This window comes from Haloarcula sp. HT12 (assembly GCF_055271655.1).
The window spans coordinates 305,050-327,427 of record NZ_JBUXKW010000005.1; the positions used below are offsets into that span (position 1 = coordinate 305,050).

At 61.8% G+C, this 22,378-nt stretch carries 32 protein-coding genes, 1 tRNA gene and 1 pseudogene; 28 read left to right on the forward strand and 6 right to left on the reverse strand.

The window, feature by feature from the left end:
• Positions 1-6 precede the first annotated feature (6 nt).
• The 5 genes from ACY9XZ_RS17935 to ACY9XZ_RS17955 all read right to left on the reverse strand — a co-directional run bounded on the left by ACY9XZ_RS17935 (position 7) and on the right by ACY9XZ_RS17955 (position 2,975).
• The gene (locus ACY9XZ_RS17935; RefSeq protein WP_463458384.1) at positions 7-504 is read right to left on the reverse strand and encodes a hypothetical protein; all 498 of its coding nucleotides are present in this window, start codon (positions 502-504) and stop codon (positions 7-9) included.
• A gap of 2 nt (positions 505-506) precedes the next feature.
• Entirely contained in the window at positions 507-1,439 is a 933-nt protein-coding gene (gene mch / locus ACY9XZ_RS17940) for a methenyltetrahydromethanopterin cyclohydrolase (protein ID WP_463458385.1), read from the reverse strand.
• Between the two features lie 24 nt (positions 1,440-1,463).
• Positions 1,464-1,796: an MTH1187 family thiamine-binding protein gene (locus ACY9XZ_RS17945; RefSeq protein WP_463458386.1), complete on the reverse strand. Its 333-nt coding sequence runs from the start codon at positions 1,794-1,796 to the stop codon at positions 1,464-1,466.
• A 98-nt stretch (positions 1,797-1,894) separates the two neighbouring features.
• Entirely contained in the window at positions 1,895-2,545 is a 651-nt protein-coding gene (locus ACY9XZ_RS17950) for an HVO_2922 family protein (protein WP_463458387.1), read from the reverse strand.
• A gap of 358 nt (positions 2,546-2,903) precedes the next feature.
• Positions 2,904-2,975: transfer RNA gene (locus ACY9XZ_RS17955), tRNA-Gly, on the reverse strand.
• 350 nt (positions 2,976-3,325) lie between these two features.
• Between ACY9XZ_RS17955 and ACY9XZ_RS17960 the strand changes: the two genes are divergently transcribed.
• The 28 genes and pseudogenes from ACY9XZ_RS17960 to ACY9XZ_RS18095 all read left to right on the forward strand — a co-directional run bounded on the left by ACY9XZ_RS17960 (position 3,326) and on the right by ACY9XZ_RS18095 (position 20,551).
• Positions 3,326-4,171: a putative RNA uridine N3 methyltransferase gene (locus ACY9XZ_RS17960; protein ID WP_463458388.1), complete on the forward strand. Its 846-nt coding sequence runs from the start codon at positions 3,326-3,328 to the stop codon at positions 4,169-4,171.
• A gap of 4 nt (positions 4,172-4,175) precedes the next feature.
• Positions 4,176-5,192, forward strand: coding sequence for a 50S ribosomal protein L3 (gene rpl3p / locus ACY9XZ_RS17965; protein WP_310895578.1), 1,017 nt, complete (start codon positions 4,176-4,178; stop codon positions 5,190-5,192).
• Between the two features lie 3 nt (positions 5,193-5,195).
• A complete protein-coding gene (rpl4p, locus tag ACY9XZ_RS17970; RefSeq protein WP_463458389.1) occupies positions 5,196-5,936 on the forward strand; it encodes a 50S ribosomal protein L4 in 741 nt (246 codons plus the stop codon).
• Positions 5,933-6,190: a 50S ribosomal protein L23 gene (locus ACY9XZ_RS17975; protein ID WP_004516969.1), complete on the forward strand. Its 258-nt coding sequence runs from the start codon at positions 5,933-5,935 to the stop codon at positions 6,188-6,190. The genes rpl4p and ACY9XZ_RS17975 overlap by 4 nt, the downstream gene beginning before the upstream one ends.
• A gap of 2 nt (positions 6,191-6,192) precedes the next feature.
• Positions 6,193-6,915 (forward strand): 50S ribosomal protein L2, encoded by a 723-nt coding sequence (locus tag ACY9XZ_RS17980; RefSeq protein ID WP_137684365.1) that lies wholly within the window; start codon positions 6,193-6,195, stop codon positions 6,913-6,915.
• On the forward strand, positions 6,912-7,334 hold the full coding sequence (locus ACY9XZ_RS17985; protein ID WP_004516967.1) for a 30S ribosomal protein S19: 423 nt from the start codon (positions 6,912-6,914) through the stop codon (positions 7,332-7,334). Before ACY9XZ_RS17980 ends, ACY9XZ_RS17985 begins: the two co-directional genes overlap by 4 nt.
• A 2-nt stretch (positions 7,335-7,336) precedes the next feature.
• Positions 7,337-7,804, forward strand: a complete 468-nt coding sequence (locus tag ACY9XZ_RS17990) for a 50S ribosomal protein L22 (RefSeq protein WP_463458390.1) — start codon at positions 7,337-7,339, stop codon at positions 7,802-7,804.
• Positions 7,804-8,739 carry a 30S ribosomal protein S3 gene (locus ACY9XZ_RS17995; RefSeq protein ID WP_463458391.1) on the forward strand — a complete coding sequence of 312 codons (936 nt, stop codon included), beginning with the start codon at positions 7,804-7,806 and terminating at the stop codon, positions 8,737-8,739. Before ACY9XZ_RS17990 ends, ACY9XZ_RS17995 begins: the two co-directional genes overlap by 1 nt.
• The gene (gene rpmC / locus ACY9XZ_RS18000) at positions 8,736-8,951 is read left to right on the forward strand and encodes a 50S ribosomal protein L29 (RefSeq protein ID WP_004516964.1); all 216 of its coding nucleotides are present in this window, start codon (positions 8,736-8,738) and stop codon (positions 8,949-8,951) included. The genes ACY9XZ_RS17995 and rpmC overlap by 4 nt, the downstream gene beginning before the upstream one ends.
• Positions 8,951-9,235, forward strand: a complete 285-nt coding sequence (locus ACY9XZ_RS18005; RefSeq protein ID WP_463458392.1) for a ribonuclease P protein component 1 — start codon at positions 8,951-8,953, stop codon at positions 9,233-9,235. Before rpmC ends, ACY9XZ_RS18005 begins: the two co-directional genes overlap by 1 nt.
• Positions 9,226-9,564, forward strand: a complete 339-nt coding sequence (locus tag ACY9XZ_RS18010; protein WP_004591559.1) for a 30S ribosomal protein S17 — start codon at positions 9,226-9,228, stop codon at positions 9,562-9,564. Before ACY9XZ_RS18005 ends, ACY9XZ_RS18010 begins: the two co-directional genes overlap by 10 nt.
• A complete protein-coding gene (locus ACY9XZ_RS18015) occupies positions 9,564-9,962 on the forward strand; it encodes a 50S ribosomal protein L14 (RefSeq protein WP_004516961.1) in 399 nt (132 codons plus the stop codon). Before ACY9XZ_RS18010 ends, ACY9XZ_RS18015 begins: the two co-directional genes overlap by 1 nt.
• A 4-nt stretch (positions 9,963-9,966) precedes the next feature.
• Positions 9,967-10,329 carry a 50S ribosomal protein L24 gene (gene rplX / locus ACY9XZ_RS18020; protein ID WP_463458393.1) on the forward strand — a complete coding sequence of 121 codons (363 nt, stop codon included), beginning with the start codon at positions 9,967-9,969 and terminating at the stop codon, positions 10,327-10,329.
• The gene (locus ACY9XZ_RS18025; protein WP_463458394.1) at positions 10,326-11,030 is read left to right on the forward strand and encodes a 30S ribosomal protein S4e; all 705 of its coding nucleotides are present in this window, start codon (positions 10,326-10,328) and stop codon (positions 11,028-11,030) included. The genes rplX and ACY9XZ_RS18025 overlap by 4 nt, the downstream gene beginning before the upstream one ends.
• Complete coding sequence (locus ACY9XZ_RS18030) at positions 11,027-11,560, forward strand: 50S ribosomal protein L5 (RefSeq protein WP_312620137.1); 534 nt, start codon at positions 11,027-11,029, stop codon at positions 11,558-11,560. Before ACY9XZ_RS18025 ends, ACY9XZ_RS18030 begins: the two co-directional genes overlap by 4 nt.
• Positions 11,557-11,742: a 30S ribosomal protein S14 gene (locus ACY9XZ_RS18035; RefSeq protein WP_424328578.1), complete on the forward strand. Its 186-nt coding sequence runs from the start codon at positions 11,557-11,559 to the stop codon at positions 11,740-11,742. Before ACY9XZ_RS18030 ends, ACY9XZ_RS18035 begins: the two co-directional genes overlap by 4 nt.
• A 2-nt stretch (positions 11,743-11,744) precedes the next feature.
• Positions 11,745-12,137 (forward strand): 30S ribosomal protein S8, encoded by a 393-nt coding sequence (locus ACY9XZ_RS18040; RefSeq protein WP_004516956.1) that lies wholly within the window; start codon positions 11,745-11,747, stop codon positions 12,135-12,137.
• Positions 12,138-12,139: 2 nt separating this feature from the next.
• Positions 12,140-12,676, forward strand: coding sequence for a 50S ribosomal protein L6 (locus ACY9XZ_RS18045; protein ID WP_127014423.1), 537 nt, complete (start codon positions 12,140-12,142; stop codon positions 12,674-12,676).
• The gene (locus tag ACY9XZ_RS18050) at positions 12,676-13,551 is read left to right on the forward strand and encodes a 50S ribosomal protein L32e (protein WP_463458395.1); all 876 of its coding nucleotides are present in this window, start codon (positions 12,676-12,678) and stop codon (positions 13,549-13,551) included. Before ACY9XZ_RS18045 ends, ACY9XZ_RS18050 begins: the two co-directional genes overlap by 1 nt.
• The gene (locus tag ACY9XZ_RS18055; RefSeq protein ID WP_004516953.1) at positions 13,551-14,000 is read left to right on the forward strand and encodes a 50S ribosomal protein L19e; all 450 of its coding nucleotides are present in this window, start codon (positions 13,551-13,553) and stop codon (positions 13,998-14,000) included. Before ACY9XZ_RS18050 ends, ACY9XZ_RS18055 begins: the two co-directional genes overlap by 1 nt.
• The gene (locus tag ACY9XZ_RS18060; protein WP_463458396.1) at positions 14,000-14,563 is read left to right on the forward strand and encodes a 50S ribosomal protein L18; all 564 of its coding nucleotides are present in this window, start codon (positions 14,000-14,002) and stop codon (positions 14,561-14,563) included. The genes ACY9XZ_RS18055 and ACY9XZ_RS18060 overlap by 1 nt, the downstream gene beginning before the upstream one ends.
• Positions 14,560-15,198, forward strand: a complete 639-nt coding sequence (locus ACY9XZ_RS18065; protein ID WP_463458397.1) for a 30S ribosomal protein S5 — start codon at positions 14,560-14,562, stop codon at positions 15,196-15,198. The genes ACY9XZ_RS18060 and ACY9XZ_RS18065 overlap by 4 nt, the downstream gene beginning before the upstream one ends.
• On the forward strand, positions 15,198-15,662 hold the full coding sequence (rpmD, locus tag ACY9XZ_RS18070; protein WP_463458398.1) for a 50S ribosomal protein L30: 465 nt from the start codon (positions 15,198-15,200) through the stop codon (positions 15,660-15,662). Before ACY9XZ_RS18065 ends, rpmD begins: the two co-directional genes overlap by 1 nt.
• A complete protein-coding gene (locus ACY9XZ_RS18075) occupies positions 15,662-16,159 on the forward strand; it encodes an uL15m family ribosomal protein (RefSeq protein WP_463458399.1) in 498 nt (165 codons plus the stop codon). Before rpmD ends, ACY9XZ_RS18075 begins: the two co-directional genes overlap by 1 nt.
• Before the next feature lie 6 nt (positions 16,160-16,165).
• Positions 16,166-17,629, forward strand: a complete 1,464-nt coding sequence (gene secY / locus ACY9XZ_RS18080) for a preprotein translocase subunit SecY (protein ID WP_463458400.1) — start codon at positions 16,166-16,168, stop codon at positions 17,627-17,629.
• Positions 17,630-17,795: 166 nt separating this feature from the next.
• Positions 17,796-17,954 (forward strand): annotated as a pseudogene (locus ACY9XZ_RS18085) (IS1595 family transposase); the annotation flags it as partial.
• A 184-nt stretch (positions 17,955-18,138) separates the two neighbouring features.
• Positions 18,139-19,356 carry an ArnT family glycosyltransferase gene (locus ACY9XZ_RS18090; RefSeq protein ID WP_463458401.1) on the forward strand — a complete coding sequence of 406 codons (1,218 nt, stop codon included), beginning with the start codon at positions 18,139-18,141 and terminating at the stop codon, positions 19,354-19,356.
• Positions 19,357-19,561: 205 nt separating this feature from the next.
• Positions 19,562-20,551, forward strand: coding sequence for an alkaline phosphatase family protein (locus ACY9XZ_RS18095; RefSeq protein WP_463458402.1), 990 nt, complete (start codon positions 19,562-19,564; stop codon positions 20,549-20,551).
• Between the two features lie 220 nt (positions 20,552-20,771).
• Here ACY9XZ_RS18095 and ACY9XZ_RS18100 read toward each other — a convergent pair whose 3' ends face one another.
• Positions 20,772-22,277, reverse strand: a complete 1,506-nt coding sequence (locus ACY9XZ_RS18100; RefSeq protein ID WP_463458403.1) for a hypothetical protein — start codon at positions 22,275-22,277, stop codon at positions 20,772-20,774.
• Between the last annotated feature and the right edge of the window lie 101 nt (positions 22,278-22,378).

The following is a 22,378-nucleotide window of genomic DNA, read 5'->3' on the forward strand; positions in this document are numbered from 1 at the left end:
GCCGTTTCACCGGTCCGTCCCGTCTCCGGTGGTCTGCCGGTAGCCATCAGCTGTTTTCTCTGCGAGGCCGAACGTCGCGGCCCACTCCAGCAGGTTCGTGACACGCGCTCGCCAGACGGCTTCCCAGTCGGTGTGACGTTCACGCTCCCAGCGAGGTATCTCGTCCCGGAGCGCGTCGAACGCGGCGTCGGTGTCTACCGGCTCCGAATCGAGCGTGGCGAGGAGCACGTCGACGCCGAAGACTGATTTCTCGAACGCTGTTGCGAGGGCCGCCCGGTCGTGGTTGGTCCGCGTCCGGTAGTACCCGCGGTCGCTCTCGGCGACCAGTCCCAGCGCCTGCAGGAACACGAGGTAGTTACGGGCCGTTTCGCGGTCGGACACGTCGGTCGCCGTCTGAATAGCTCGACAGCAGTCGGCCTCGCTGTCGGGGACGAGCGGAATCGCCTCGCGGGCGGTCCGGAGAAACGAGCGCGAGCGGGCCGGCGGCGCGACCTTGTAGCGCACAGTCAGAGGCCGAAGCTCTCGGCCAGCACGTCCTCGCTCGTCTCACCCACCACGTGCGTGTCGCCACCGACGACGTCGATGGTGACCGCGGCGGGGCCGAACAGTTCGACGGGGAGTTCCGCGAAGTCCCAGTCCACGTCCTCGAAGACGCCTTCCAGCGGCTCGCCGTACCCTTCGGCCGCGACGGACGGGACCTCGTCGAAGCGGTCGAAGGACTCGTCGACGGTAAGGTGGACCTCGCTGCCGTAGGCGAGCGCGTCCGTCGTCCGGGCCATCGCCGTGGCCTCGTCCCCGGCGACCGGCGCGACCGGCGCGCGGCCGCTGGCCGACAGCACCGACACCGGGTCGAAGCCGAGTTCGGCCAGTCTGAAGACGGCCAGTTCGGCGGCTCGTGCCGCGGCGACGACGCTACCGGTGACACTCGCCGTCGCAAAGGATGGCAGGAACACGCCCGTCTCGGGAACGCCGGTGCGCTCGGCGATCTGGCTGGCGACGGCTTCGTCCGGCAGTTCGTCGGTCTCCAGGGCCAGCACGGCGAAGTCGGCGTCCTCGCGGTAGCCGATGCGCTGGAAGGCCTCCTCCTCAGCGACGAGCGCGCGTGCGGGCCCGCTACCCAGCGCTTCGAAGTCGTCGACCGCCAACTCCCAGCCGCCCTTCTGCGAACACAGCAGGGCAAGCGCCGGGTGGTCCGTCGACAGTTCGACGTGGTTCAGCGGCGCGCCGTCGACGGTGTCCATCGTCGACTGGACCGTCGCCAGGCCAGCCGTCTGGATCTCCGCGAGCAACATGCCGGCCTCGACAGCGCCCGGTACCTCGACACCGAAATCCAGCACCGCGGCATCGCCCTCCAGCGCGTGTACGTCTATCGTGAGCTCGTCGGCGAAGTCGATGGCCTCGTCTACGAGTTCTGTGGCCATCCGATTGAGACTATCCATACGCCGTCTTTGGCAGCCTCCCCTTTAGTCTCCGCCTTCGGCCGCGTCGCTTCTGGCCGCCCGCCCCAGATGCTCCTCGACGGCGTCGACCTTGTCCCGCGCCTGCTGGTCGACGGTCCGCTTGTCGTCGATTTTCAGGAACGTGCTCACGCGGTCGGCCTGCTCGCCGACGGCCTCGTGAGCGGCGTGGGTGGCCGCGAACAGTTCCTCGCTGTCCTCCGCTTCGATGACGGTCCCCATCGGCGTCGTCTCGTACTCGACGTCGAACGCCTCCAGCGCCGCGACGGCGTCGGCGACGTACGAGGACATGCTGCCTTCGATGACCGGTGCGACCGAGAGAAACCCTATGCAGGTCATATCGGTTCCCACGCGCGCCCGCGACCTAACCGCTGTGGTGCTCGCGTGCTGCTACCGCTGTCGGACTGGACGAAAGAAGCCGCCGCTGTTCGGAACGGTTACTCGCCTTCTTCGACCGGTGCCCCGCGAGCGTTCGTCTTCACGCTCTGGAGGCCCTGTTTGGCCTTCTGCTTGGACGCGTAGCCCTGCCCGCAGTCGGCGATTATCTCCCCGTTGTCGTGGCGGAGCCGCCAGCGCGCTTTCCCCTCGCTGTCTTTGAACAGTTCGAACGTCGCTTTGCTGCCGCCGTCATCGTCGGGCGCGTTCTCGTCCTTGGACTCGTCGACGACGTACGCACCCGGTGCGTTGTTTTTGACGCTCTGGAGGCCCTGTTTGGCCTTCTGCTTGGTGGCGTAGCCCTCGCCGCCGTCGGCGATGATGTTCCCGTTGTTGTGGACGAGCCGCCAGCGGTACTGCTCGGCGTTGTCCTCGTACACCTCGAACGTGGCTTTGCTCGCGACGACATCGGTCTCGACCTCGCCATCTGATTCCGCCCATTCCATATCGATTTCGAGGGTGACGGTACCGTCTCCGCGCTCAACCTCGACCTCGAACTCGGATTCGGCTGGCGGCGTGATCGTCACAGTTTGTTCCTCATCCGCCGGGGCTGGCTCACCACGGCTGAGACGGTTCGCCAACCGCTGGAAGTACGACGCAATCCCTCTTCGACTCCGCTTTTCCTGTGACACGTGGACCGTCTCGTCTGTCATGCAATCACACTGTCGATGGGGTAACAAATAATGGTACTCCCCAGTCGCCGGCCGACGCTACGATTACTCAGACGATCACCCAACACCGGTGCCATACTACCGAGCGACGCGATGAAACGCGTCGCTTGTCGATTTGGAATCAGAGAAATGCGCTGGCTGGGAGTGAGCAATCGCGACGCGATTGCGAGCCTCGACGGACGAAGTCCGTCGGTGTTTGAACCGGAGCCAGACGGTCGCCCTCACTCGCTACGCTCGTTGCGGGCGCTGCGACTGGCAGGGCTCAAATCCAGTGCGATTACACAGCATCCAGTACGCGGCGCGATAAAACGCGCCGCTCGGGAGTTTGGATGAAGAGAAATGCGCTGGCTGGGATTTGAACCCAGGTTGTGACCATGGCAAGGTCACGTGATACCAACTACACTACCAGCGCTCACTTCTTCGCCCTGACCCTCGCGACCATGGGTCGCTCAGTACCAGCGCGCATCACGCCTCGTTGCAATCAAATCTGGCGGGGGTGAGAGTAAAAAGCCTTCCGTTTTCCGGGGGAAAACCATGGGAAGTGAGGGCAATAGCCGCCCCGCCTGAGAGCCGGATCATGTGATGGCGTCACGGGACATGGACTTTCGGAAGCGGCAATCCAGCGAACGGTTGCATCGGTTCCGAACCGGCATGACGGACCATGTGAACGCGACGCATCGCGAGCACGAAACGGGGTCTTTTTAAGGCCGGGAAGGGGAGATATCGGCACAGTCTAGTGGCGCGACGTGGAAGCGTCACGGCATGACGACCAGCGTACTCGTGCCGTCTTCCCTCGCACGGGAAGCCGAAGACAGACGCGAGGCAACTCGCAAGCTCGGTTACGTGGCCCGCGCGGCCGCGGTCTACCGGGTTGATCGGCTGACAGTGTACCCCGACCCTGACGGGGCGGGCAAGTGGGAAGACGGGTTCGTCGAAACCGTGCTGCGGTACGCCGCGACGCCCCCGCACCTCCGAAAAGAGATGTGGGGTAAGCGGGACGAACTGGAGTACGTCGGCGTCCTGCCGCCGCTCCGCGTGCGTTCACAGACCGGCTCCGGATCTGAGGGTTCGGGGTCGTTAAGACAGGGAATCGTGACCGAGGTCGGAGCTGATGGGCGCGTCCGGGTCAATTGCGGCATGCAACACCCGATCTCCCTTCCCGTCCCAGCGGATATGGACGTGGAACAGGGGGAGCGCGTGACCGTCAGGGTCTCTTCGCGACGGCCGGTCCGGGCGAAACTCGTCGACGCCCCCACAGCGGGATTCGACGTTGTCGCCGCGGACCTCGATGCGGCACTCTCGCGCGACGATGCCGGGCTCACTATCGCGTCCTCGCGATACGGCGAGCCGGTAACGTCGACCCGTCTCGGCCAGCTGGCCGAGCGGCGCGACGCCGAGGGCGGCATGACCGTCGCCTTCGGGGCACCCGAGCGCGGGTTACCGTCGATACTCGACGTTGCCCCGGACGCCGTCGGGGGAGACCAGACGAGCGACGAACCAGAAGGGTTCGACCTCTGGCTGAATACGGTTCCGAACCAGGGCAGTGAGGTCGTGCGAACGGAAGAAGCTCTGTTCGCCTCCCTCACCTGTCTAACCCTCACGGAGTAAACGAATGCCACAACCAAGCAGACCACGCAAAGGCTCGCTGGGCTTCGGCCCGCGCAAGCGCTCGACGAGCGAGACGCCTCGCTTCAACAGCTGGCCGTCTGACGACGGGCAGCCGGGCGTCCAAGGGTTCGCCGGCTACAAGGCAGGCATGACACACGTCGTGCTCGTCAACGACGAACCCAACTCCCCCCGCGAGGGGATGGAGGAGACTGTCCCCGTGACAGTCATCGAGACGCCGCCGATGCGCGCCGTCGCCCTGCGAGCGTACGAAGACACGCCGTACGGTCAGCGTCCGCTGACGGAAGTCTGGACCGACGAGTTCCACTCGGAACTCGACCGGACTCTGGACGTTCCGGAGGACCACGACCCGGACGCTGCTGAGGAACAGGTACGCGACGCACTCGAGGCCGGTGACCTCGGGGACGTGCGACTCATTACGCACACCGTCCCCGACGCCGTCCCGAGCGTCCCGAAGAAAAAGCCCGACGTGATGGAGACTCGCGTCGGCGGTGGGTCCGTTTCGGACCGCCTCGACCACGCCCTCGACCTCGTCGAGGACGGTGGCGAACACGCCATGAACGACATCTTCCGCGCCGGCGAGTACGCCGACGTGGCCGGTGTCACGAAGGGCAAAGGGACGCAGGGTCCCGTCAAGCGATGGGGCGTCCAAAAGCGGAAAGGCAAGCACGCCCGCCAGGGATGGCGCCGACGGATCGGCAACCTCGGTCCATGGAACCCGTCCCGCGTGCGCTCGACGGTCCCCCAGCAGGGGCAGACCGGCTACCACCAGCGCACCGAGCTCAACAAGCGCCTCATCGACATCGCCGACGGCGACGACGCGACCGTCGACGGTGGCTTCGTCAACTACGGCGAGGTCGATGGGCCGTACACGCTCGTGAAGGGCTCCGTGCCCGGTCCGGACAAGCGCCTGGTGCGCTTCCGGCCCGCGGTGCGTCCGAACGACCAGCCGCGCCTCGACCCCGAGGTGCGCTACGTCTCCAACGAATCGAACCAGGGATAACCTATGCAGGCAACAATCCACGACCTGGACGGCAACACAGACGGCGAGGTCGACCTTCCGGACGTCTTCGAGACGCCGGTTCGGTCCGACCTCATCAGTAAGGCTGTACGTGCCGCTCAGGCCAACCGAAAGCAGGACTACGGGTCCGACGAGTACGCCGGCCTCCGAACGCCGGCCGAGTCCTTCGGTAGCGGCCGCGGGCAGGCACACGTCCCGAAGCAGGACGGCCGTGCCCGCCGCGTCCCGCAGGCGGTCAAGGGGCGACGCGCCCACCCGCCGAAAGCCGAGAAGGACCGCTCGCTCGACCTCAACGACAAGGAACGGCAGCTGGCCGTTCGCTCGGCGCTGGCCGCGACGGCCGACGCCGACCTCGTCGCCGACCGCGGCCACGAGTTCGACCGCGACGAAGTGCCCGTCGTCGTCTCCGACGACTTCGAGGACCTCGTCAAGACGCAGGAAGTCGTCTCGCTGCTGGAGGCGCTCGATATCTACGCTGACATCGACCGCGCCGACGAGACGAAGATCAAGGCTGGACAGGGGTCGGCCCGCGGACGGAAGTACCGCCGCCCCGCCTCCATCCTCTTCGTGACCAGCGACGAGCCGTCGACGGCCGCCCGCAACCTCGCGGGGGCCGACGTGGCGACCGCCAGCGAGGTCAACACGGAAGACCTCGCGCCCGGCGGCGCGCCCGGTCGACTCACCGTCTTCACCGAATCCGCACTCGCGGAGGTGGCCGAGCGATGAGCTGGGACGTCATCAAGCACCCGCACGTCACCGAGAAAGCCATGAACGACATGGACTTCCAGAACAAGCTCCAGTTCGCCGTCGACGACCGCGCCTCCAAGGGCGAGGTCATCGACGCCGTCGAGGAGCAGTACGACGTGACGGTCGTCAAGGTCAACACGCAGAACACGATGGACGGCGAGAAGAAGGCCGTCGTTCGCCTCTCCGAGGACGACGACGCCCAGGAAGTCGCCTCCAGAATTGGGGTGTTCTAACGATGGGACGACGAATCCAAGGACAACGGCGCGGCCGCGGGACCTCCACGTTCCGCGCTCCGTCGCACCGTTACAAGGCAGATCTGGAGCACCGCAAGGTCGAGGACGGCGACGTCATCGCCGGCACGGTCGTCGACATCGAGCACGACCCTGCCCGCTCGGCTCCGGTCGCCGCCGTCGAGTTCGAAGACGGCGACCGTCGACTCATCCTCGCGCCGGAAGGCGTCGGGGTGGGTGACGAGCTGCAGGTCGGCGTCAGCGCCGAGATCGCACCCGGGAACACGCTCCCGCTGGCGGAGATCCCAGAGGGGGTCCCGGTGTGCAACGTCGAATCCAGCCCCGGTGACGGTGGGAAGTTCGCCCGTGCGTCGGGTGTCAACGCCCAGCTGCTCACCCACGACCGCAACGTCGCGGTCGTCAAGCTCCCCTCCGGGGAGATGAAGCGGCTCGACCCGCAGTGTCGCGCCACCATCGGCGTCGTCGCCGGTGGCGGCCGAACTGACAAGCCGTTCGTGAAGGCTGGCAACAAGCATCACAAGATGAAAGCGCGCGGGACGAAGTACCCGCGTGTCCGTGGTGTGGCGATGAACGCCGTCGACCACCCGTTCGGTGGCGGTGGCCGCCAGCACCCCGGGAAGCCGAAGTCCATTTCGCGGAACGCCCCGCCTGGCCGTAAGGTCGGGGACATCGCCTCGAAGCGGACTGGTCGAGGTGGCAACGAATGAGTTCAGAATACCAAATCGGCCACGAAGGAGAGTTCTCCTTCCGCGGCCACACGCTCGACGAGCTGCAGGAGATGGAGCTCGAGGAAGTCGCGGAACTGCTCCCCGCTCGACAGCGGCGAAGTATCGTACGCGGCCTGACCGAGGAGAAACACAAGCTTCTCGAAAAGGCCCGCGAGGCCGGCGAAGAGGAGACAGCCAACGACCCGATCCGGACCCACCTGCGCGATATGCCGGTGGTCCCGGAGATGGTCGGGCTGACCTTCGCTGTCCACGACGGCCAGAACTTCGAGCGTGTCAAAGTCGAGCCCGAGATGCTCGGCCACTACCTCGGTGAGTTCCAGCTCACACGGAGTAGCGTCGAACACGGTCAGGCCGGTATCGGAGCGACACGCTCCTCGAAGTTCGTACCGCTCAAATAATCATGGGAATCAGTTACTCAGTCGAAGCCGACCCGGACACGACGGCCAAAGCGATGCTCCGGGAGCGGCAGATGAGCTTCAAGCACAGCAAGGCCATCGCCCGCGAGATCAAGGGCAAGACGGCCGGCGAGGCTGTCGACTACCTCGATGCGGTTATCGAGGGCGACCAGCCCGTTCCGTTCAAACAGCACAACTCGGGCGTCGGCCACAAAAGCAAGGTCGACGGCTGGGACGCCGGGCGCTACCCGGAGAAGGCCAGCAAGGCCTTCCTCGACCTGCTGGAAAACGCAGTCGGCAACGCCGACCACCAGGGCTTCGACGGTGAAGCCATGACGATCAAGCACGTCGCCGCCCACAAGGTCGGCGAGCAGCAGGGTCGCAAGCCCCGCGCGATGGGGCGTGCCTCGGCGTGGAACAGCCCGCAGGTCGACGTCGAACTCATCCTCGAAGAACCGGAGGCCGAAGAATAATGGCCGACGAACAACAGTTCATCGAGGACGGCCTCCAGCGGACCCAGATCGACGAGTTCTTCGCAGAGGAACTCGGTCGCGCCGGCTACGGCGGCATGGACGTCGCCAAGACACCGATGGGGACCCAGATAGTCCTGAAAGCCGAGAAGCCAGGGATGGTCATCGGCAAGGGCGGGAAGAACATCCGGAAGATCACGACGGAACTCGAGGACCGGTTCAACCTCGACGACCCGCAGGTCGACGTGCAGGAAGTCGACGAGCCGGACCTCAACGCCCGCATCGTCGCGGACCGACTGGCCAACGCCCTCGAGCGTGGCTGGTACTTCCGCAAAGCGGGCCACACCACCATCGACCGCATCATGGAGTCGGGCGCGCTCGGCGCAGAGATCGTCCTCTCCGGGAAGGTCACGGGTGCACGCTCACGCGTGGAGAAGTTCAACCGCGGCTACGTCAAGCACAACGGCGAGCCCGCGGAGGAGATCGTCGACAGCGGTGTCGGCGTCGCCGTGATGAAGCTCGGTACCATCGGGGTCCGGGTCAAGATCATCCCGCCGGACGCGGAGCTCCCCGACGACTTCGAGATCTACGAGGATGTCGACGTCGAGGACTACGTGGCCGACACCGACGGGGAGTCCGTCGAGGAACTCCTCGAAGGCGAGCCCGAAGACAGCGAGACGGCCGAGGAACTCGACGAGGACGTGGCCGCCGGGGCCGACGACTCCGAGGGTGACGAGGAGTTCGTCGACGAGGAGATCGTCGAGGAAGATGTCGAAGTCCCGACTGACGACGATGTCGAGGACGTCGACGTCGACGAACTCGAAGACGCTGTCGACGAGGAACTCGACGAGGACGTCGAGGCGGAAGCCGAAGAGCTGATGGACGAGATGGACGACGCGGACGAGGCGTCCGACGACGAGGAGGGTGACGACGAATGACCGTCCTCCACGTCCAGGAGATTCGGGACATGACGCCCGCCGAACGCGAGGCGGAACTCGACGACCTGAAGACCGAACTGCTGAACGCCCGGGCCGTCCAGGCCGCGGGTGGTGCGCCGGAGAACCCCGGTCGCATCAAGGAGCTGCGGAAGGCCATCGCCCGCATCAAGACGATTCAGGGCGAAGAAGGCGACCTGCAGGAGAACGAATAATGCCACTGACACCCGAGACGCTCCCACGACACGAACTCGTCGGCCTCGACTGTGAGGTCGTCGCGGCGTCCAATCCGGACGCCGTCGGTATCAGCGGTACTGTCGTCATGGAGACGACACAGATGCTGACAATCCAGGGGGCCGACCGGGTGTGGCACGTGCCGAAGGACAGCGCGACCTTTTCGTTCGCCATCGACGGACAGCGAGTCCGGGTCGACGGCGACCGACTCGTCGCGCGTCCCGCTCGTCGCACAGAGAACACAGGAGATTCACTATGGCGCTAGGACTGAACGTACAGGAACCGGAGGAAACCTGTGCCGATCAGAACTGCCCGTTCCACGGAGAGCTCTCCGTGCGCGGACAGACACTGAACGGCGAGGTAGCCTCCACTGACATGGAGAAGACCGTTGTCGTCGAGCGCGAGTACGACGTGAAGGTGCCGAAATACGACCGCTTCATGAAGCGGCGGAGCCGCGTTCCGGCTCACGCACCCGACTGTCTCGACCTCGCGGTCGGTGACACGGTCACGATAGCAGAGTGTCGACCGCTCTCGAAAACGAAAAGCCACGTCGTCGTCGGCGTGGTCGCCGACGAACAGGACGGTGATGCCTGATGGAAGCACTCGGTGCTGACGTCACGCAAGGCCTGGAGAAGGGCTCGCTCATCACGTGTGCGGACAACACGGGAGCGCGCGAACTCAAGGTCATTTCCGTCCACGGCTACTCGGGAACGAAGAACCGCCACCCCAAGGCTGGGCTGGGCGACAAGATCACGGTCTCGGTCACCAAGGGGACGCCCGAAATGCGTCGCCAGGTGCTCGAAGCCGTCGTCGTCCGCCAGCGAAAGCCGATCCGTCGACCCGACGGCACCCGCGTCAAGTTCGAAGACAACGCGGCCGTCATTGTCGACGAGAACGAGGACCCGCGCGGGACCGAGCTGAAAGGTCCCATCGCACGGGAAGTCGCACAGCGATTCGGAAGTGTGGCATCAGCAGCGACGATGATCGTATAGAACCATGAGCAAGCAACCAGACAAACAACGCAAGAGTCAACGACGTGCCCCGCTTCACGAGCGGCACAAGCAGGTCCGGGCGACGCTTAGCGCCGACCTCCGCGAGGAGTACGGCCAGCGCAACGTCCGCGTCAACGCTGGTGACACCGTCGAGGTGCTCCGTGGCGACTACGCCGGCGAGGAAGGCGAAGTCCTCGAAGTCAATCTCGACAAGGCCGTCATCCACGTCGAAGACGTCACGCTCGAGAAGACGGACGGCGAGGAAGTCCCGCGACCGCTGGATACCTCGAACGTCCGCGTGACGGACCTGGACCTCGAAGACGAGAAGCGCGAGGCCCGTCTCGAATCGGAGGATGATTCCGCATGAGTAACCACCAGAAGCGACTCTCGGTGCCAAACAGTTGGCCCGTAGAGCGCAAGACCGCGACGTTTACGGTGAAAGCCGGTGCCGGCCCGCACGGTGAGGACGGGGTTCCCCTGCTCATCGTCCTTCGGGACGTGCTCGGCTACGCCGACAACCGCAAAGAAGCCCGCTACGCCCTCAACGAGGACAACGTCCTCATCAACGGGAAGGCCGTCTCCGACGAGGAGCGCCCCGTCGGGATGTTCGACATCCTGGCCTTCACCGAGCGCGAGGAGTACTACCGCGTGTTCCCCGGCGAAGGCGGTCGGCTGGCACTGACCGCAATCGACCCGGACGCGGCCGAGTCCAAGCTCGGGAAGATCGTCACCAAGACCCACGTCTCCGGTGGCGACGTCCAGCTTGGTCTCCACGACGGCGAGACGCTCATCGTCGAGGACGACCAGACCTACGACGCTGGCGACTCCATCGTCGTCGGCAACGAGGACGGCGAAATCGTCGCCCACTTCGAGTACGAAGAGGGCGCGCTCGTCACCGCCGTCGACGGCGCCCACGCGGGCGAAGTCGGCGAGATCGAGGAGATTCAGGTGACGCCGGGCTCGGCCCAGAACAACGTGATCGTCTCGCAAGACGACGGTGAAGGCTTCGAGACGGTCGAAGAGTACGTCGTCGTCATCGACGAGAACTTCACGGGTGATGACGAATGAGCTCCGAGAGTGAGTCCGGCGGCGACTTCCACGAGATGCGCGAACCGCGCGTCGAGAAGGTCGTCGTCCACATGGGTATCGGCCACGGTGGCCGCGACCTCGCTAACGCGGAGGACATTCTCGGGGAGATCACCGGGCAGACGCCGGTGCGAACGAAGGCCAAGCGGACCGTCGGCGAGTTCGACATCCGCGAGGGCGACCCCATCGGTGCGAAGGTCACCCTTCGCGACGAGATGGCCGAGGAGTTCCTCGACACTGCGCTGCCGCTGGCCGAACTGGCGACGAGTCAGTTCGACGACACCGGCAACTTCAGCTTCGGCGTCGAGGAACACACCGAGTTCCCGAGCCAGGAGTACGACCCGAGCATCGGAATCTACGGGCTGGACGTGACGGTCAACCTCGTCCGCCCCGGCTACCGCGTCGCAAAGCGCGACAAGGCGTCGCGCTCGATTCCGACGAAGCATCGACTCAACCCGGCGGACGCGGTCGCCTTCATCGAGTCGACCTACGACGTGGAGGTGAGCGAATGAGCGAAAGTGAAACCACAGAAGAGCCCGATTCCGAGACGGCATCCAGTGAGCGGACTGGCCAGCTCGAGTCCTGTCAGCGCTGCGGTCGCGAACAGGGACTCGTCGGCAAGTACGACATCTGGCTGTGCCGCCAGTGCTTCCGCGAGATCTCGCGGGGCATGGGCTTCAAGAAGTACAGCTAACAATGACAGGGAACGACCCATTTGCCAACGCACTGTCGGCGCTTAACAACGCCGAAAGCGTCGGGCACTTAGAGCAGACAGTATCGCCCGCTTCGAACGAGATCGGCAGCGTCCTCGAGGTCTTCTACGACCGCGGGTACATCGACGGATTCAGTTTCGTCGACGACGGCAAAGCCGGCGAGTTCGAAGTCGAACTGAAAGGAGCCATCAACGAGTGTGGCCCGGTCAAGCCCCGCTACTCCGCGGGCGCAGACGAGTTCGAGAAGTGGGAGAAGCGGTTCCTCCCGGCCCGTGACTACGGGACCCTCGTCGTCACGACCAGCCACGGCATCATGAGCCACTACGAGGCTCGTGAGCAGGGCGTCGGTGGCCAAGTCATCGCGTACGTATACTAACAATGCCACGAGTAGAACTGGAGATTCCGGAGGACGTAGACGCCGAGCAGGACCATCTCGACATCACTGTCGAGGGGGACAACGGCAGCGTCACACGTCGGCTCTGGTACCCTGACATCGACGTGTCCGTCGACGGCGACACGGTCGTCATCGAATCCGATGAGGACAACGCCAAGACGATGTCGACGATCGGTACCTTCCAGAGCCACATCGAGAACATGTTCCACGGCGTGACCGAGGGCTGGGAGTACGGGATGGAAGTCTTCTACTCCCACTTCCCGATGCAGGTCAACGTCGAGGGTGACGAAGTCGTCATCGAGAACTTCCTGGGCGAGAAGGCCCCCCGCCGCACGACGATCCACGGCGACACGGACGTCGAGATCGACGGCGAGGAGCTGACCATCAGCGGCCCCGACATCGAGGCCGTCGGCCAGACCGCCGCGGACATCGAACAGCTCACGCGCATCAACGACAAGGACGTGCGCGTGTTCCAGGACGGGGTGTACATCACCCGCAAACCGAACCGAGGTGACGCCTGATGGCGGACAACCCCGACAACAGAAGCACTGACGCAAACGCCGACGAAGAGGCGCTTCCCCAGGACGAGACCCCGGACGAGGACATCGAGTCGGAAACCCCGTCGGCTGGCGAGCCCGCCGAGGACCCCGACCAGGTGGCCGAGGAAGCCGAAGAAGACGAGGCTGAAGAAGACGAAGCTGAAGACGAGTACACCGAACTGACTGACATCAGCGGTGTCGGCCCGTCCAAGGCGGAATCGCTCCGCGAGGCCGGCTTCGAGGACGTCGACGCCGTCCGTGGCGCTGACCAGTCCGCACTCGCCGATGTCAGCGGTATCGGGAACGCGCTGGCGGCCCGCATCAAGGCCGACGTCGGTGGACTCGAAGTCGAGTCCGAGACCGAGGCCGAAGTCGAGGAGGAAGACGGCGCAGAAGAGCCTGCCGAGGACGTGGAGACGGAACTCCAGGCCCGCGGGCTCTCCGAGAAGACGCCGGACCTCTCCGACGAGGAGGCGCGACTGTTGACCCAGCGACACCGGGTCGGCAAGCCGCAGTTCAACCGCCAGGACCACCACAAGAAAAAGCGCGTCTCGACCTCGTGGCGCAAGCCCCGCGGCCAGCTCTCGAAGCAGCGCCGCGGCATCAAGGGCAAGGGCGACACGGTCGAGGCGGGCTTCCGCTCGCCGACAGCGGTGCGAGGCAAGCACCCCTCCGGCTTCGAGGAGGTCCGCGTGCACAACGTGGACGACCTCGAAGGCGTCGACGGGGACACGGAAGCAGTCCGTATCGCCTCGAAGGTCGGCGCTCGCAAGCGCGAGCGAATCGAAGAGGAAGCCGAGGACGCGGGCATCCGCGTGCTCAACCCCACCTACGTCGAAGTCGAGGTGAGTGAGTGATGACTGATCTCTCCGCACAGAAGCGACTCGCGGCTGACGTCCTCGACGTCGGGAAGAACCGCGTCTGGTTCAACCCCGAGCGACAGGGCGACATCGCCGACGCGATCACCCGCGAGGACGTTCGCGAACTGGTCGATGAGGGCGCCATTCAGGCGAAAGACAAGAAAGGCAATTCCCGTGGACGCGCCCGGGAGCGCCAGAAGAAGCGTGCGTACGGCCACCAGAAGGGAGCCGGTTCCCGGAAGGGCAAGGCGGGCGCACGGCAGAACTCCAAGGAGGACTGGGAGTCACGCATCCGCGCACAGCGGACGAAGCTGCGCGAACTGCGTGACGAGGGAACGCTTTCGAGTTCGCAGTACCGCGACCTGTACGACAAGGCCGGCGGTGGCGAGTTCGACAGCGTTGCCGATCTCGAACGGTATATCGACGCAAATCACGGTGACGCATAATGGCGACAGGACCACGATACAAAGTACCGATGCGGCGACGCCGCGAGGCCAGAACCGATTACCATCAGCGGTTGCGCCTGTTGAAATCCGGCAAGCCACGTCTCGTTGCTCGAAAGAGCAATAAACACGTCAGGGCGCAGCTGGTGACGCTTGGCCCCAACGGCGACGACACCCTCGCGTCCGCTCATTCGAGCGACCTCGCCGAGTACGGCTGGGAGGCTCCGACGGGCAACATGCCCTCGGCGTACCTCACCGGTCTGCTCGCCGGGCTTCGCGCGAAGGAAGCGGGCATCGAGGAAGCAGTGCTCGACATCGGACTCAACAGCCCGACACCAGGTAGTAAAGTATTCGCAATACAGGAAGGCGCAATCGACGCCGGCCTGGACATTCCGCACAACGACGACGTACTCGCCGACTGGCAGCGCACGCGCGGTGCCCACATCGCCGAGTACGACGAGCAGCTCGACGAGCCGCTGTACAGCGGCGACTTCGACGCTGCAGACCTCCCGGAGCACTTCGACGAGCTCCGCGAGACCCTACTGGACGGTGACATCGAACTATGAGTGCTAACAACGGATGGGAGCCACGGACACGCCTCGGCAAGCAGGTCGTCGAGGGCGAAATCGACTCCATGCAGGAGGCGCTGAATTCCGGGCTCCCGCTGAAAGAATCGGAAGTCGTCGACCAGCTCGTTCCCGACCTGGAAGACGAAGTGCTGGACATCAACATGGTCCAGCGGATGACAGACTCCGGCCGCCGCGTGAAGTTCCGCTGCGTGGTCGCCGTTGGCAACCGAGACGGCCTCATCGGCTACGCCGAGGGGCGTGACGACCAGGTCGGCGGTGCCATCCAGAAAGCAATCGACATCGCGAAGCTGAACATCATCGACGTCTCCCGCGGCTGCGGGTCCTGGGAGTGTGGCTGTGGCCGTCCGCACACGGTCGCGCTGCGCACTAAGGGTAAGGCCGGGAGCGTCGAGGTCGAGCTCCAGCCGGCCCCGCGCGGGCTGGGTCTGGCGGGCGGAGAGACCGTCCGCAAGGTGCTCGAACTCGCCGGTATCGAGGACATCTGGACACGCAGTAGCGGGAACACGCGCACCACGGTCAACTTCGCGAAGGCGACGTTCAACGCCCTGCAGAACACGGCCGAGGCGCGGGTCCCCGAACGGACCTTCGAGAAACGAGAGGTGATCGAGTGATGCACGCGCTCGTCCAGCTCCGTGGCGAAGTGAACATGCACACCGACATCCAGGACACGCTGGAGATGCTCAACATCCACCACGTGAACCACTGCACGCTCGTCCCCGAGACGGACGCCTACCGCGGTATGGTGACGAAGGTCAACGACTTCGTCGCCTTCGGCGAGCCGAGCCAGGAGACGCTCGAAACGATCCTGGCGACGCGCGCCGAGCCGCTCGAAGGTGACGCCGACGTGGACGACGAGTGGGTCGACGAGAACACGGACTACGACGACATCTCCGGGCTCGCCTTCGCGCTCCTCTCCGAGGAGACGACGCTGCGCGAGCAGGGGCTGTCCCCGACGCTCCGTCTCCACCCGCCACGCGGCGGCCACGACGGCGTCAAACACCCCGTCAAGGAGGGCGGGCAGCTCGGGAAACACGACACCGAGGGAATCGACGACCTCCTGGAGGCGATGCGATAATGACGAGTAAAAAGAAACGACAGCGCGGCTCGCGCACGCACGGCGGCGGCTCGCACAAGAACCGACGTGGTGCCGGCCACCGCGGTGGTCGCGGTGCCGCAGGCCGTGACAAACACGAGTTCCACAACTACGAACCGCTCGGCAAGAGCGGCTTCAAGCGCCCGCAGAAGGTGCAGGAAGAGGCCGCGACTATCGATGTCCGCGAAATCGACGAGGACATCACCCTGCTGGCCGCCGACGATGTCGCCGAAGTCGAAGACGGTGGCTTCCGCGTCGACGTCCGCGACATCGTCGAGGACGCCGACGACGCCGACTACGTGAAGGTCCTCGGTGCCGGCCAGGTTCGCCACGAACTCACGCTCATCGCCGACGACTTCTCCGAGGGCGCTCGCGAGAAGGTCGAAGCCGCAGGCGGGAGCGTCGAACTGACCGACCTCGGCCAGGAGCGCCAGGCCGAGGCCGAGACAGACGACAACGCGGACGCGGACGAGGAATAACGAACGATGAGCTGGAAGGACACCGCCGAACCACTGCTTGTCCGGATGCCCGCAGTCCAGCGGCCAGAAGGACACGTCCCGTTCAAGCGCAAGCTCACCTGGACAGGAGGCGTGCTCTTGCTGTATTTCTTCCTGACGAACGTGAAGCTGTTCGGGCTGGACATCGACGCCAGCCAACAGGTGTTCGGACGCTTCTCCTCGATTCTGGCCTCGGGCCAGGGGAGCATCATGCAGCTGGGTATCGGTCCGATCGTCACAGCGTCCATCGTGTTACAGCTCCTCGGTGGGGCGGATCTGCTCGGACTGAACACCCAAGACGACCCGCGGGACCAGATCCTCTATCAGGGGCTCCAGAAGCTGCTGGTGCTCGTGATGATCTGTCTGACCGGGCTTCCGATGGTGTTTGCCGGCGGCTTCCTCCCGGCTGACACGGCGGTCGCGAACTCACTGGGTATCGGGACGGCCGGTGTCCAGTGGCTCATCTTCGGCCAGATGTTCGTCGGCGGTGTCCTCATCCTGTTCATGGACGAGGTCATCTCCAAGTGGGGCGTCGGCTCCGGTATCGGCCTGTTCATTGTTGCCGGCGTGAGCCAGCGACTGGTGGGCGGTATCCTGACGACGCCGTTTATCGGCAACAGTGAGGGAATTATCTACACCTGGTACCTCTTCATCACCGGCCAGCGCGGCACCGGGCCAGTGCTGGCGGCTGATGGCCTCCAGACCGTGTTGCTCCAGGGCGAACTACTGGGGCTGTTCACGACGATCCTCATCTTCTCGGTGGTCGTCTACGCCGAGTCGGTCCGCGTCGAGATCCCGCTGTCGAACGCCCGCGTGAAAGGAGCCCGCGGCCGGTTCCCGGTCAAGCTCATCTACGCGAGCGTCCTGCCGATGATCCTCGTCCGGGCGCTGCAGGCGAACATCCAGTTCCTGGGCCGCATTCTCGACGCCCAGCTGGCGTCGATGCCGGCGTTCCTCGGGACCTACTCGAACGGCCAGCCCACCGGCGGCCTGTTCTACTTCCTCGCCCCCATCCAGAGCCGTGGCGACTGGATGTGGTGGCTCGAAGGGACGGCCCAGCCGGTCTGGCAGATCCTGACCCGCGTCGGGATCGACCTGTTCATCATGATCGTCGGCGGCGGCATCTTCGCCGTCTTCTGGGTCGAGACCACCGACATGGGTCCGGAAGCGACCGCCAAGCAGATCCACAACTCCGGGATGCAGATCCCCGGCTTCCGCCAGAACGTCGGCGTCATCGAGAAAGTCCTTGAACGGTACATTCCGCAAGTGACCGTTATTGGTGGCGCGCTTGTGGGCCTGCTCGCAGTGATGGCCAACATGCTGGGCACTATTGGGGGCGTCTCCGGTACCGGGCTGCTGCTGACGGTCTCCATTACGTACAAGCTGTACGAGGAGATCGCCGAAGAGCAGCTCATGGAGATGCATCCGATGATGCGCCAGATGTTCGGGTAAACTGTCGAACAAGCATAGAACGGTACTCAGTTCCTAATTCGGCCTTTCCAGGCCGGTTCGACGCTTCAATATCTGAATACTCTTGTCCACCCGTAGCTACACACAGAATCTCGTTCCAAAGTGACGAGTAAATCAACAGTGACAAGTTTCCATTCGCGTCTCTGTGATAGTTCGGTTCAATCCGAGTATTCACCAGTTGGACACTGAACTCAACGTTTCGTACTGGTCGCTTCAGTGGTGCGTTGAGCAGGTCGTCAGAGCGTTAGACATGCCAGCTATCAACCTTGTTGGCCCGGTCGAAATAGATGAGATTTACGTGACTGCAGAAGACTAACTCATGCCGTCTTTCAGAACTTTCCGGTTTTGCCGTCGAATATTACGTAAACCTGATTGAGAAGCTCTCAAAGAAAACGTCCGAACCGGTCTCTAGCTCACCAACAATGTGTCTCTCATCAGCGGTAATAGAAAGATACTATAATGTCGTTATGATCTTATGAGGTGACTATACCGTGTCCGACATCGTCCCTTCGTCGATCACCAAGGTTATAGATAGACCGGAGGTGTATCCACCCGCTGTCTTTCTCACAGCGTTACTTCTCCGTTTTGGCTACTTTGCTAGAATCATGCAGGGGTCCTACGGGATCAGAACACCCCCGGATACCCAAACGTTCCGTCAGAGTTGTACCGTACTCTGGAGCGACCCGACAGCGATTTTCACACAGACGAAAGGATTGCAATATCTCAGCTTCACTATCCCATTTTGCACTGTCGACCGGTTTGCGGGAGGGCTGGGGTGGGTTCTGGTTCAGATTGTCCTATCAGCGCTAACCGCTGTGTTGGTCTACTACACCACAACCCGGCTGGTCAACCGAATCGCTGGACTCGTCGCTGGCCTCGCGTTTGCCGTTCTTTTCGACACCCTCCGTTTCAGTGTGTTCTTGCTCTCTGAAACGATGTTTACGTTCGCGCTCGTGTTCGCTATTTGGGCACTGGCACGGTTCCGCTCGAGACCGACAAACCGTGCACGACTTCTCGTGTTTGCGAGCTTCGCGCTGGTTGTGACTACAAGACCATTCGGTGCCCCTATCGTCGGTGGGTGGTTCCTTCTCGAGACGCTACCACGCGACAGCGACTTTCGGACCGGGTTCGTTCCTCGATGGGGCGCGATCGCCGCCGTGGTCATACTTCCGATTGTGATGCTGTTGTTCTCGAGTGCTCCGGAAAAGCTCGTCCAGATAGAACGTGGCTGGCGAGAGGGATGGATAATGTACAAAGGGAAGTCTGATTTCTTCCTGACCGAATACGTCTACACTGCCCGATCGAGCGATTCCCTCTTGGAGTTCATTGTGTTCAATATCGATCATATCGTTCTCATGGGCCTGTTACGAACAGTGGTGCTTTTTGTCCCACTAATCGGCGGCGCTGGATTCAGTCCGTTCTGGACGACTCTCAACGTGGTCGTTCTGGGTCCACTCACGCTGGGCGCCCTCTATGGCACTGTCAAAGCGGTCAGGTCTGACCCTGAGGTGGCCGCGCTGTTTGCAGTGCCTGTTGTCGTCGTGGTTGGCATCGTCGCTGTCACGTTTGTCAGTCTCTCTTGGCGGTACCGGGCGCCGATTGGGCCGATGCTCGCCATGCTTACGGGATATGCCGTTGGAACAGATTATCGGGTGCAGCGAGTCGCTGCTAGGATTCAGGACAGATTGGGACTAGATTGTACACGGTGACTTATCTACTTCTAAGATTGGTGTGTTCCGTCTCATATCCGAATATTTCGAGCTCGAGCCGGCAGCGGCCAACGCCGCTTAGTATTTTCACAACTGCTACTTACAACGGGAACGCATTAGAACTGTATTCCCCACTTAAATGCAAAATATACTAAGTTGATAATCACCCGTTGGATTTATTGCTGTGCTCAAGTTGGTACTCAGCATGACTGGACGATATAATCTTGATAATTTTGTCAGGATTTTACGAAATCCGACGTATATTCGGCCTGCTTTAGAGGAAATTCGGAACGACCTCGGTAAACTGCTCAACAGAAAGGCGGAGGCAGCATTATATTCTAACCGATATGAGGATGAAGAGGTTGATATTATCGACAAAGACTGGGATAACCTCATAATCCTTGACGCCTGTCGATTCGACTATTTAGAACGTTTTTATGACGGAAATATTGAAAAAATAACATCCGTGGCTGGCAATTCCGCGAATTTTATGCGCAAAGCGATGAACGGGAAGGAGCTCTACGACACGGTATATATTTCGTCAAATCCCTACACGGACATAACACTGAATAACGGCGTCTTCCACCGTGTAATCAAAACCTACGATGGAACATGGGAAATGGGGGCATACAACGACCACACGAAATATCATCCTGAGAACGTTTATAACATTGCCAAAAGCCATATTGGTGATTTTGATGACAAACGAATTGTTGTCCATTTTATGCAACCCCACGGGCCGTACTTTGGAGAAACGGCAGAAAAACTCAGGCAGAAATTGATGGAAGAGGAAAATATCGGATTCATTTGTTTAGAAGATAGCCCAAGCAATCCGGACAAAGAATATCCTGACCTTATGTATGCGGCATCATATGGATATCTCTCTTCTGATGATGTTAAACAGGTCTATGAAGAGAATCTCAGACTGGTTTTACAATACGCACTCCAATTAGGGGAGTTACTGGAGGGGAAAACGGCAATTTCGGCGGATCACGGCGAAGCCCTTGGTGACCCAAGCACACATTTTTCACCCGACTACGGTCACGGCGGCTATTCCCCTGAGGTCCGGGAAGTACCCTGGGTTGAATTGGAGTATGAAACACGCAAGAACGTAACAAGAAGCCAACCGATCAACTCGAATGAGGTGGATAAAGACGTGGTAACCGAACAATTAGAGCACCTAGGATATCTATAACAGTCCTCGGTAATCTTGCGGGTTTCCGTAAATTTTTGTAGCTCGTGGCTCCCGTTTCAGCTGGTCAAATCAAACCCCTCGTGTTTTTGCGAATTTCACTCTTTGTTGGAAGATTTCTACGAGGAGAGACAGTTACGAAATTCAGGAGAATTACCGAGGACTGCTAACGCCATTCGCATATATCCCGTGAGATAATAAGGAGCGAGCTTGGAGGTCCGGCCTACTGACGATAGACGATCACGCCGTTGCCACCGGATCGAAAACGCTTGGATTCGTTGAAACCAAGCGCTTCAAGATCGGAGCCGAGCGGCTCCATTCGCCCGTTCCCAAACGCGTGACTGACGTAAACGATGACAACGTCGTTGTCAGCAACCAGTTGATGAAGCCGTTCCCTGTCTTCGGGGTGGTTTTCTGGATCGTAATTACCGCGAGTCTGTCTCGCAATATATGGTTCCCCAACCGCATCAACCGGGAGCCCGTGAATTGGTTGTTCGACGCCGTATGCGCTGAGGATAAATTCACCCCACGGTGTCACTGACAGGATAGTTGCGTTCTCTTCCGCTTCGATGGTCTGTGTGACTATCTCGGTGCTAGTGTTTAGATCCGTTCCCAGACTGGGTGAGTCAGCTGTGACGGTCGTTGCGCCGAATGGGACAGTTATCACGAGAAGCACCATTCCAATGGCGACGGACCGAGACCACTCCGTCGAGCGAATTGCCGCCAAAGCCTGGGATGCATAGTATGTAATGGCCACGCCGATCGCGAGATGTATGATTGGGATTAGCCAGATCAAGTGGCGTGTCACAATCTTCCGCATCGGTATCAGGACCAAGGAGGTGATGATACACGCTATAATCACGACCCAAAGCCGGGAGTCTGCCCGTTTCACCACTCCGATGATGCAGAGAGGAACGAGCAAAATCGCAGCGCCGTATACGACGATGTTCGTGAACTCGGTGCCAGGAACAATCTGAACTGCATTCCGGGCAAATCGCCAGACCAGGTCGAAGATATCCGGGCGGGCACTTGATCCGCGCCCAGCGTAATCTCGGTATTGTGCCAGGAGTGCCGGCGTCCAGGCTGCATACACCAGCACAAGCGGGAGATGAAGCAACGTAATCGAAATGACCGACTGGCTGTTTCGAGGGATCGTATGTTGACCCACCAACTGTTTGATATCCGCCTTGGTATCAGCTACTACTGTTTCCGGACCTGTATCAATCGACCAAACGATCAGGAGTGCTATTGCAGAACCACCAATGTAGGCCATCGCGTAATAGTGGGTGAATCCAAAACACGCCGCGACAACCGCATATGCTATCCCTTTCCGCGGCGTGAGGCTCTTCGATAACGAAATTACAGCAACCGTGTAGGCGAGCGCCAGAACAGCGTACAGCAGGTAATGGTCTGTCCGGAGCACATAGTGAAACAACGTCAGATTAACCGGCATAATACCTGCAACGATGAGTCCGGCCGCCTCTCCGTCCACTTCACGACCTGCGACATATCCCAGTGGGACTAGCGAGGCGAACAAGAGGACGTTGAACGCCCGCAGTGTCACGATGGGGCCAGCTGGTGAGAGTGCAAGAGCGATCTTGGCGAGGAAGTGCCAGAACGCGGGTGCGAGTTCTATGACGGAGATGTTGTAGATGAAGTACTCCCATGGAGATTGGAGTAGCCAAATCCGAATCGCCGTGTCGGTATTTTGCGACGCTCCCCAATCCAATAGAGTTGTGGCCGCAGTTAAAACAAGAATAGTGTAAATAAGCAGGCACAAACGAACCCATCGGCGAGATATACCATTATTACCGAATCTCATACGCGTTA

Excerpts from the sequence above, each read along its gene's own strand:
- mch (WP_463458385.1), bottom strand. The coding sequence starts at position 1,439 with ATGGATAGTCTCAATCGGATGGCCACAGAACTCGTAGACGAGGCCATC.
- ACY9XZ_RS17945 (WP_463458386.1), bottom strand. The coding sequence starts at position 1,796 with ATGACCTGCATAGGGTTTCTCTCGGTCGCACCGGTCATCGAAGGCAGC.
- ACY9XZ_RS17950 (WP_463458387.1), bottom strand. The coding sequence starts at position 2,545 with ATGACAGACGAGACGGTCCACGTGTCACAGGAAAAGCGGAGTCGAAGA.
- ACY9XZ_RS17960 (WP_463458388.1), top strand. The coding sequence starts at position 3,326 with ATGACGACCAGCGTACTCGTGCCGTCTTCCCTCGCACGGGAAGCCGAA.
- rpl3p (WP_310895578.1), top strand. The coding sequence starts at position 4,176 with ATGCCACAACCAAGCAGACCACGCAAAGGCTCGCTGGGCTTCGGCCCG.
- rpl4p (WP_463458389.1), top strand. The coding sequence starts at position 5,196 with ATGCAGGCAACAATCCACGACCTGGACGGCAACACAGACGGCGAGGTC.
- ACY9XZ_RS17975 (WP_004516969.1), top strand. The coding sequence starts at position 5,933 with ATGAGCTGGGACGTCATCAAGCACCCGCACGTCACCGAGAAAGCCATG.
- ACY9XZ_RS17980 (WP_137684365.1), top strand. The coding sequence starts at position 6,193 with ATGGGACGACGAATCCAAGGACAACGGCGCGGCCGCGGGACCTCCACG.
- ACY9XZ_RS17985 (WP_004516967.1), top strand. The coding sequence starts at position 6,912 with ATGAGTTCAGAATACCAAATCGGCCACGAAGGAGAGTTCTCCTTCCGC.
- ACY9XZ_RS17990 (WP_463458390.1), top strand. The coding sequence starts at position 7,337 with ATGGGAATCAGTTACTCAGTCGAAGCCGACCCGGACACGACGGCCAAA.
- ACY9XZ_RS17995 (WP_463458391.1), top strand. The coding sequence starts at position 7,804 with ATGGCCGACGAACAACAGTTCATCGAGGACGGCCTCCAGCGGACCCAG.
- rpmC (WP_004516964.1), top strand. The coding sequence starts at position 8,736 with ATGACCGTCCTCCACGTCCAGGAGATTCGGGACATGACGCCCGCCGAA.
- ACY9XZ_RS18005 (WP_463458392.1), top strand. The coding sequence starts at position 8,951 with ATGCCACTGACACCCGAGACGCTCCCACGACACGAACTCGTCGGCCTC.
- ACY9XZ_RS18010 (WP_004591559.1), top strand. The coding sequence starts at position 9,226 with ATGGCGCTAGGACTGAACGTACAGGAACCGGAGGAAACCTGTGCCGAT.
- ACY9XZ_RS18015 (WP_004516961.1), top strand. The coding sequence starts at position 9,564 with ATGGAAGCACTCGGTGCTGACGTCACGCAAGGCCTGGAGAAGGGCTCG.
- rplX (WP_463458393.1), top strand. The coding sequence starts at position 9,967 with ATGAGCAAGCAACCAGACAAACAACGCAAGAGTCAACGACGTGCCCCG.
- ACY9XZ_RS18025 (WP_463458394.1), top strand. The coding sequence starts at position 10,326 with ATGAGTAACCACCAGAAGCGACTCTCGGTGCCAAACAGTTGGCCCGTA.
- ACY9XZ_RS18030 (WP_312620137.1), top strand. The coding sequence starts at position 11,027 with ATGAGCTCCGAGAGTGAGTCCGGCGGCGACTTCCACGAGATGCGCGAA.
- ACY9XZ_RS18035 (WP_424328578.1), top strand. The coding sequence starts at position 11,557 with ATGAGCGAAAGTGAAACCACAGAAGAGCCCGATTCCGAGACGGCATCC.
- ACY9XZ_RS18040 (WP_004516956.1), top strand. The coding sequence starts at position 11,745 with ATGACAGGGAACGACCCATTTGCCAACGCACTGTCGGCGCTTAACAAC.
- ACY9XZ_RS18045 (WP_127014423.1), top strand. The coding sequence starts at position 12,140 with ATGCCACGAGTAGAACTGGAGATTCCGGAGGACGTAGACGCCGAGCAG.
- ACY9XZ_RS18050 (WP_463458395.1), top strand. The coding sequence starts at position 12,676 with ATGGCGGACAACCCCGACAACAGAAGCACTGACGCAAACGCCGACGAA.
- ACY9XZ_RS18055 (WP_004516953.1), top strand. The coding sequence starts at position 13,551 with ATGACTGATCTCTCCGCACAGAAGCGACTCGCGGCTGACGTCCTCGAC.
- ACY9XZ_RS18060 (WP_463458396.1), top strand. The coding sequence starts at position 14,000 with ATGGCGACAGGACCACGATACAAAGTACCGATGCGGCGACGCCGCGAG.
- ACY9XZ_RS18065 (WP_463458397.1), top strand. The coding sequence starts at position 14,560 with ATGAGTGCTAACAACGGATGGGAGCCACGGACACGCCTCGGCAAGCAG.
- rpmD (WP_463458398.1), top strand. The coding sequence starts at position 15,198 with ATGCACGCGCTCGTCCAGCTCCGTGGCGAAGTGAACATGCACACCGAC.
- ACY9XZ_RS18075 (WP_463458399.1), top strand. The coding sequence starts at position 15,662 with ATGACGAGTAAAAAGAAACGACAGCGCGGCTCGCGCACGCACGGCGGC.
- secY (WP_463458400.1), top strand. The coding sequence starts at position 16,166 with ATGAGCTGGAAGGACACCGCCGAACCACTGCTTGTCCGGATGCCCGCA.
- ACY9XZ_RS18095 (WP_463458402.1), top strand. The coding sequence starts at position 19,562 with ATGACTGGACGATATAATCTTGATAATTTTGTCAGGATTTTACGAAAT.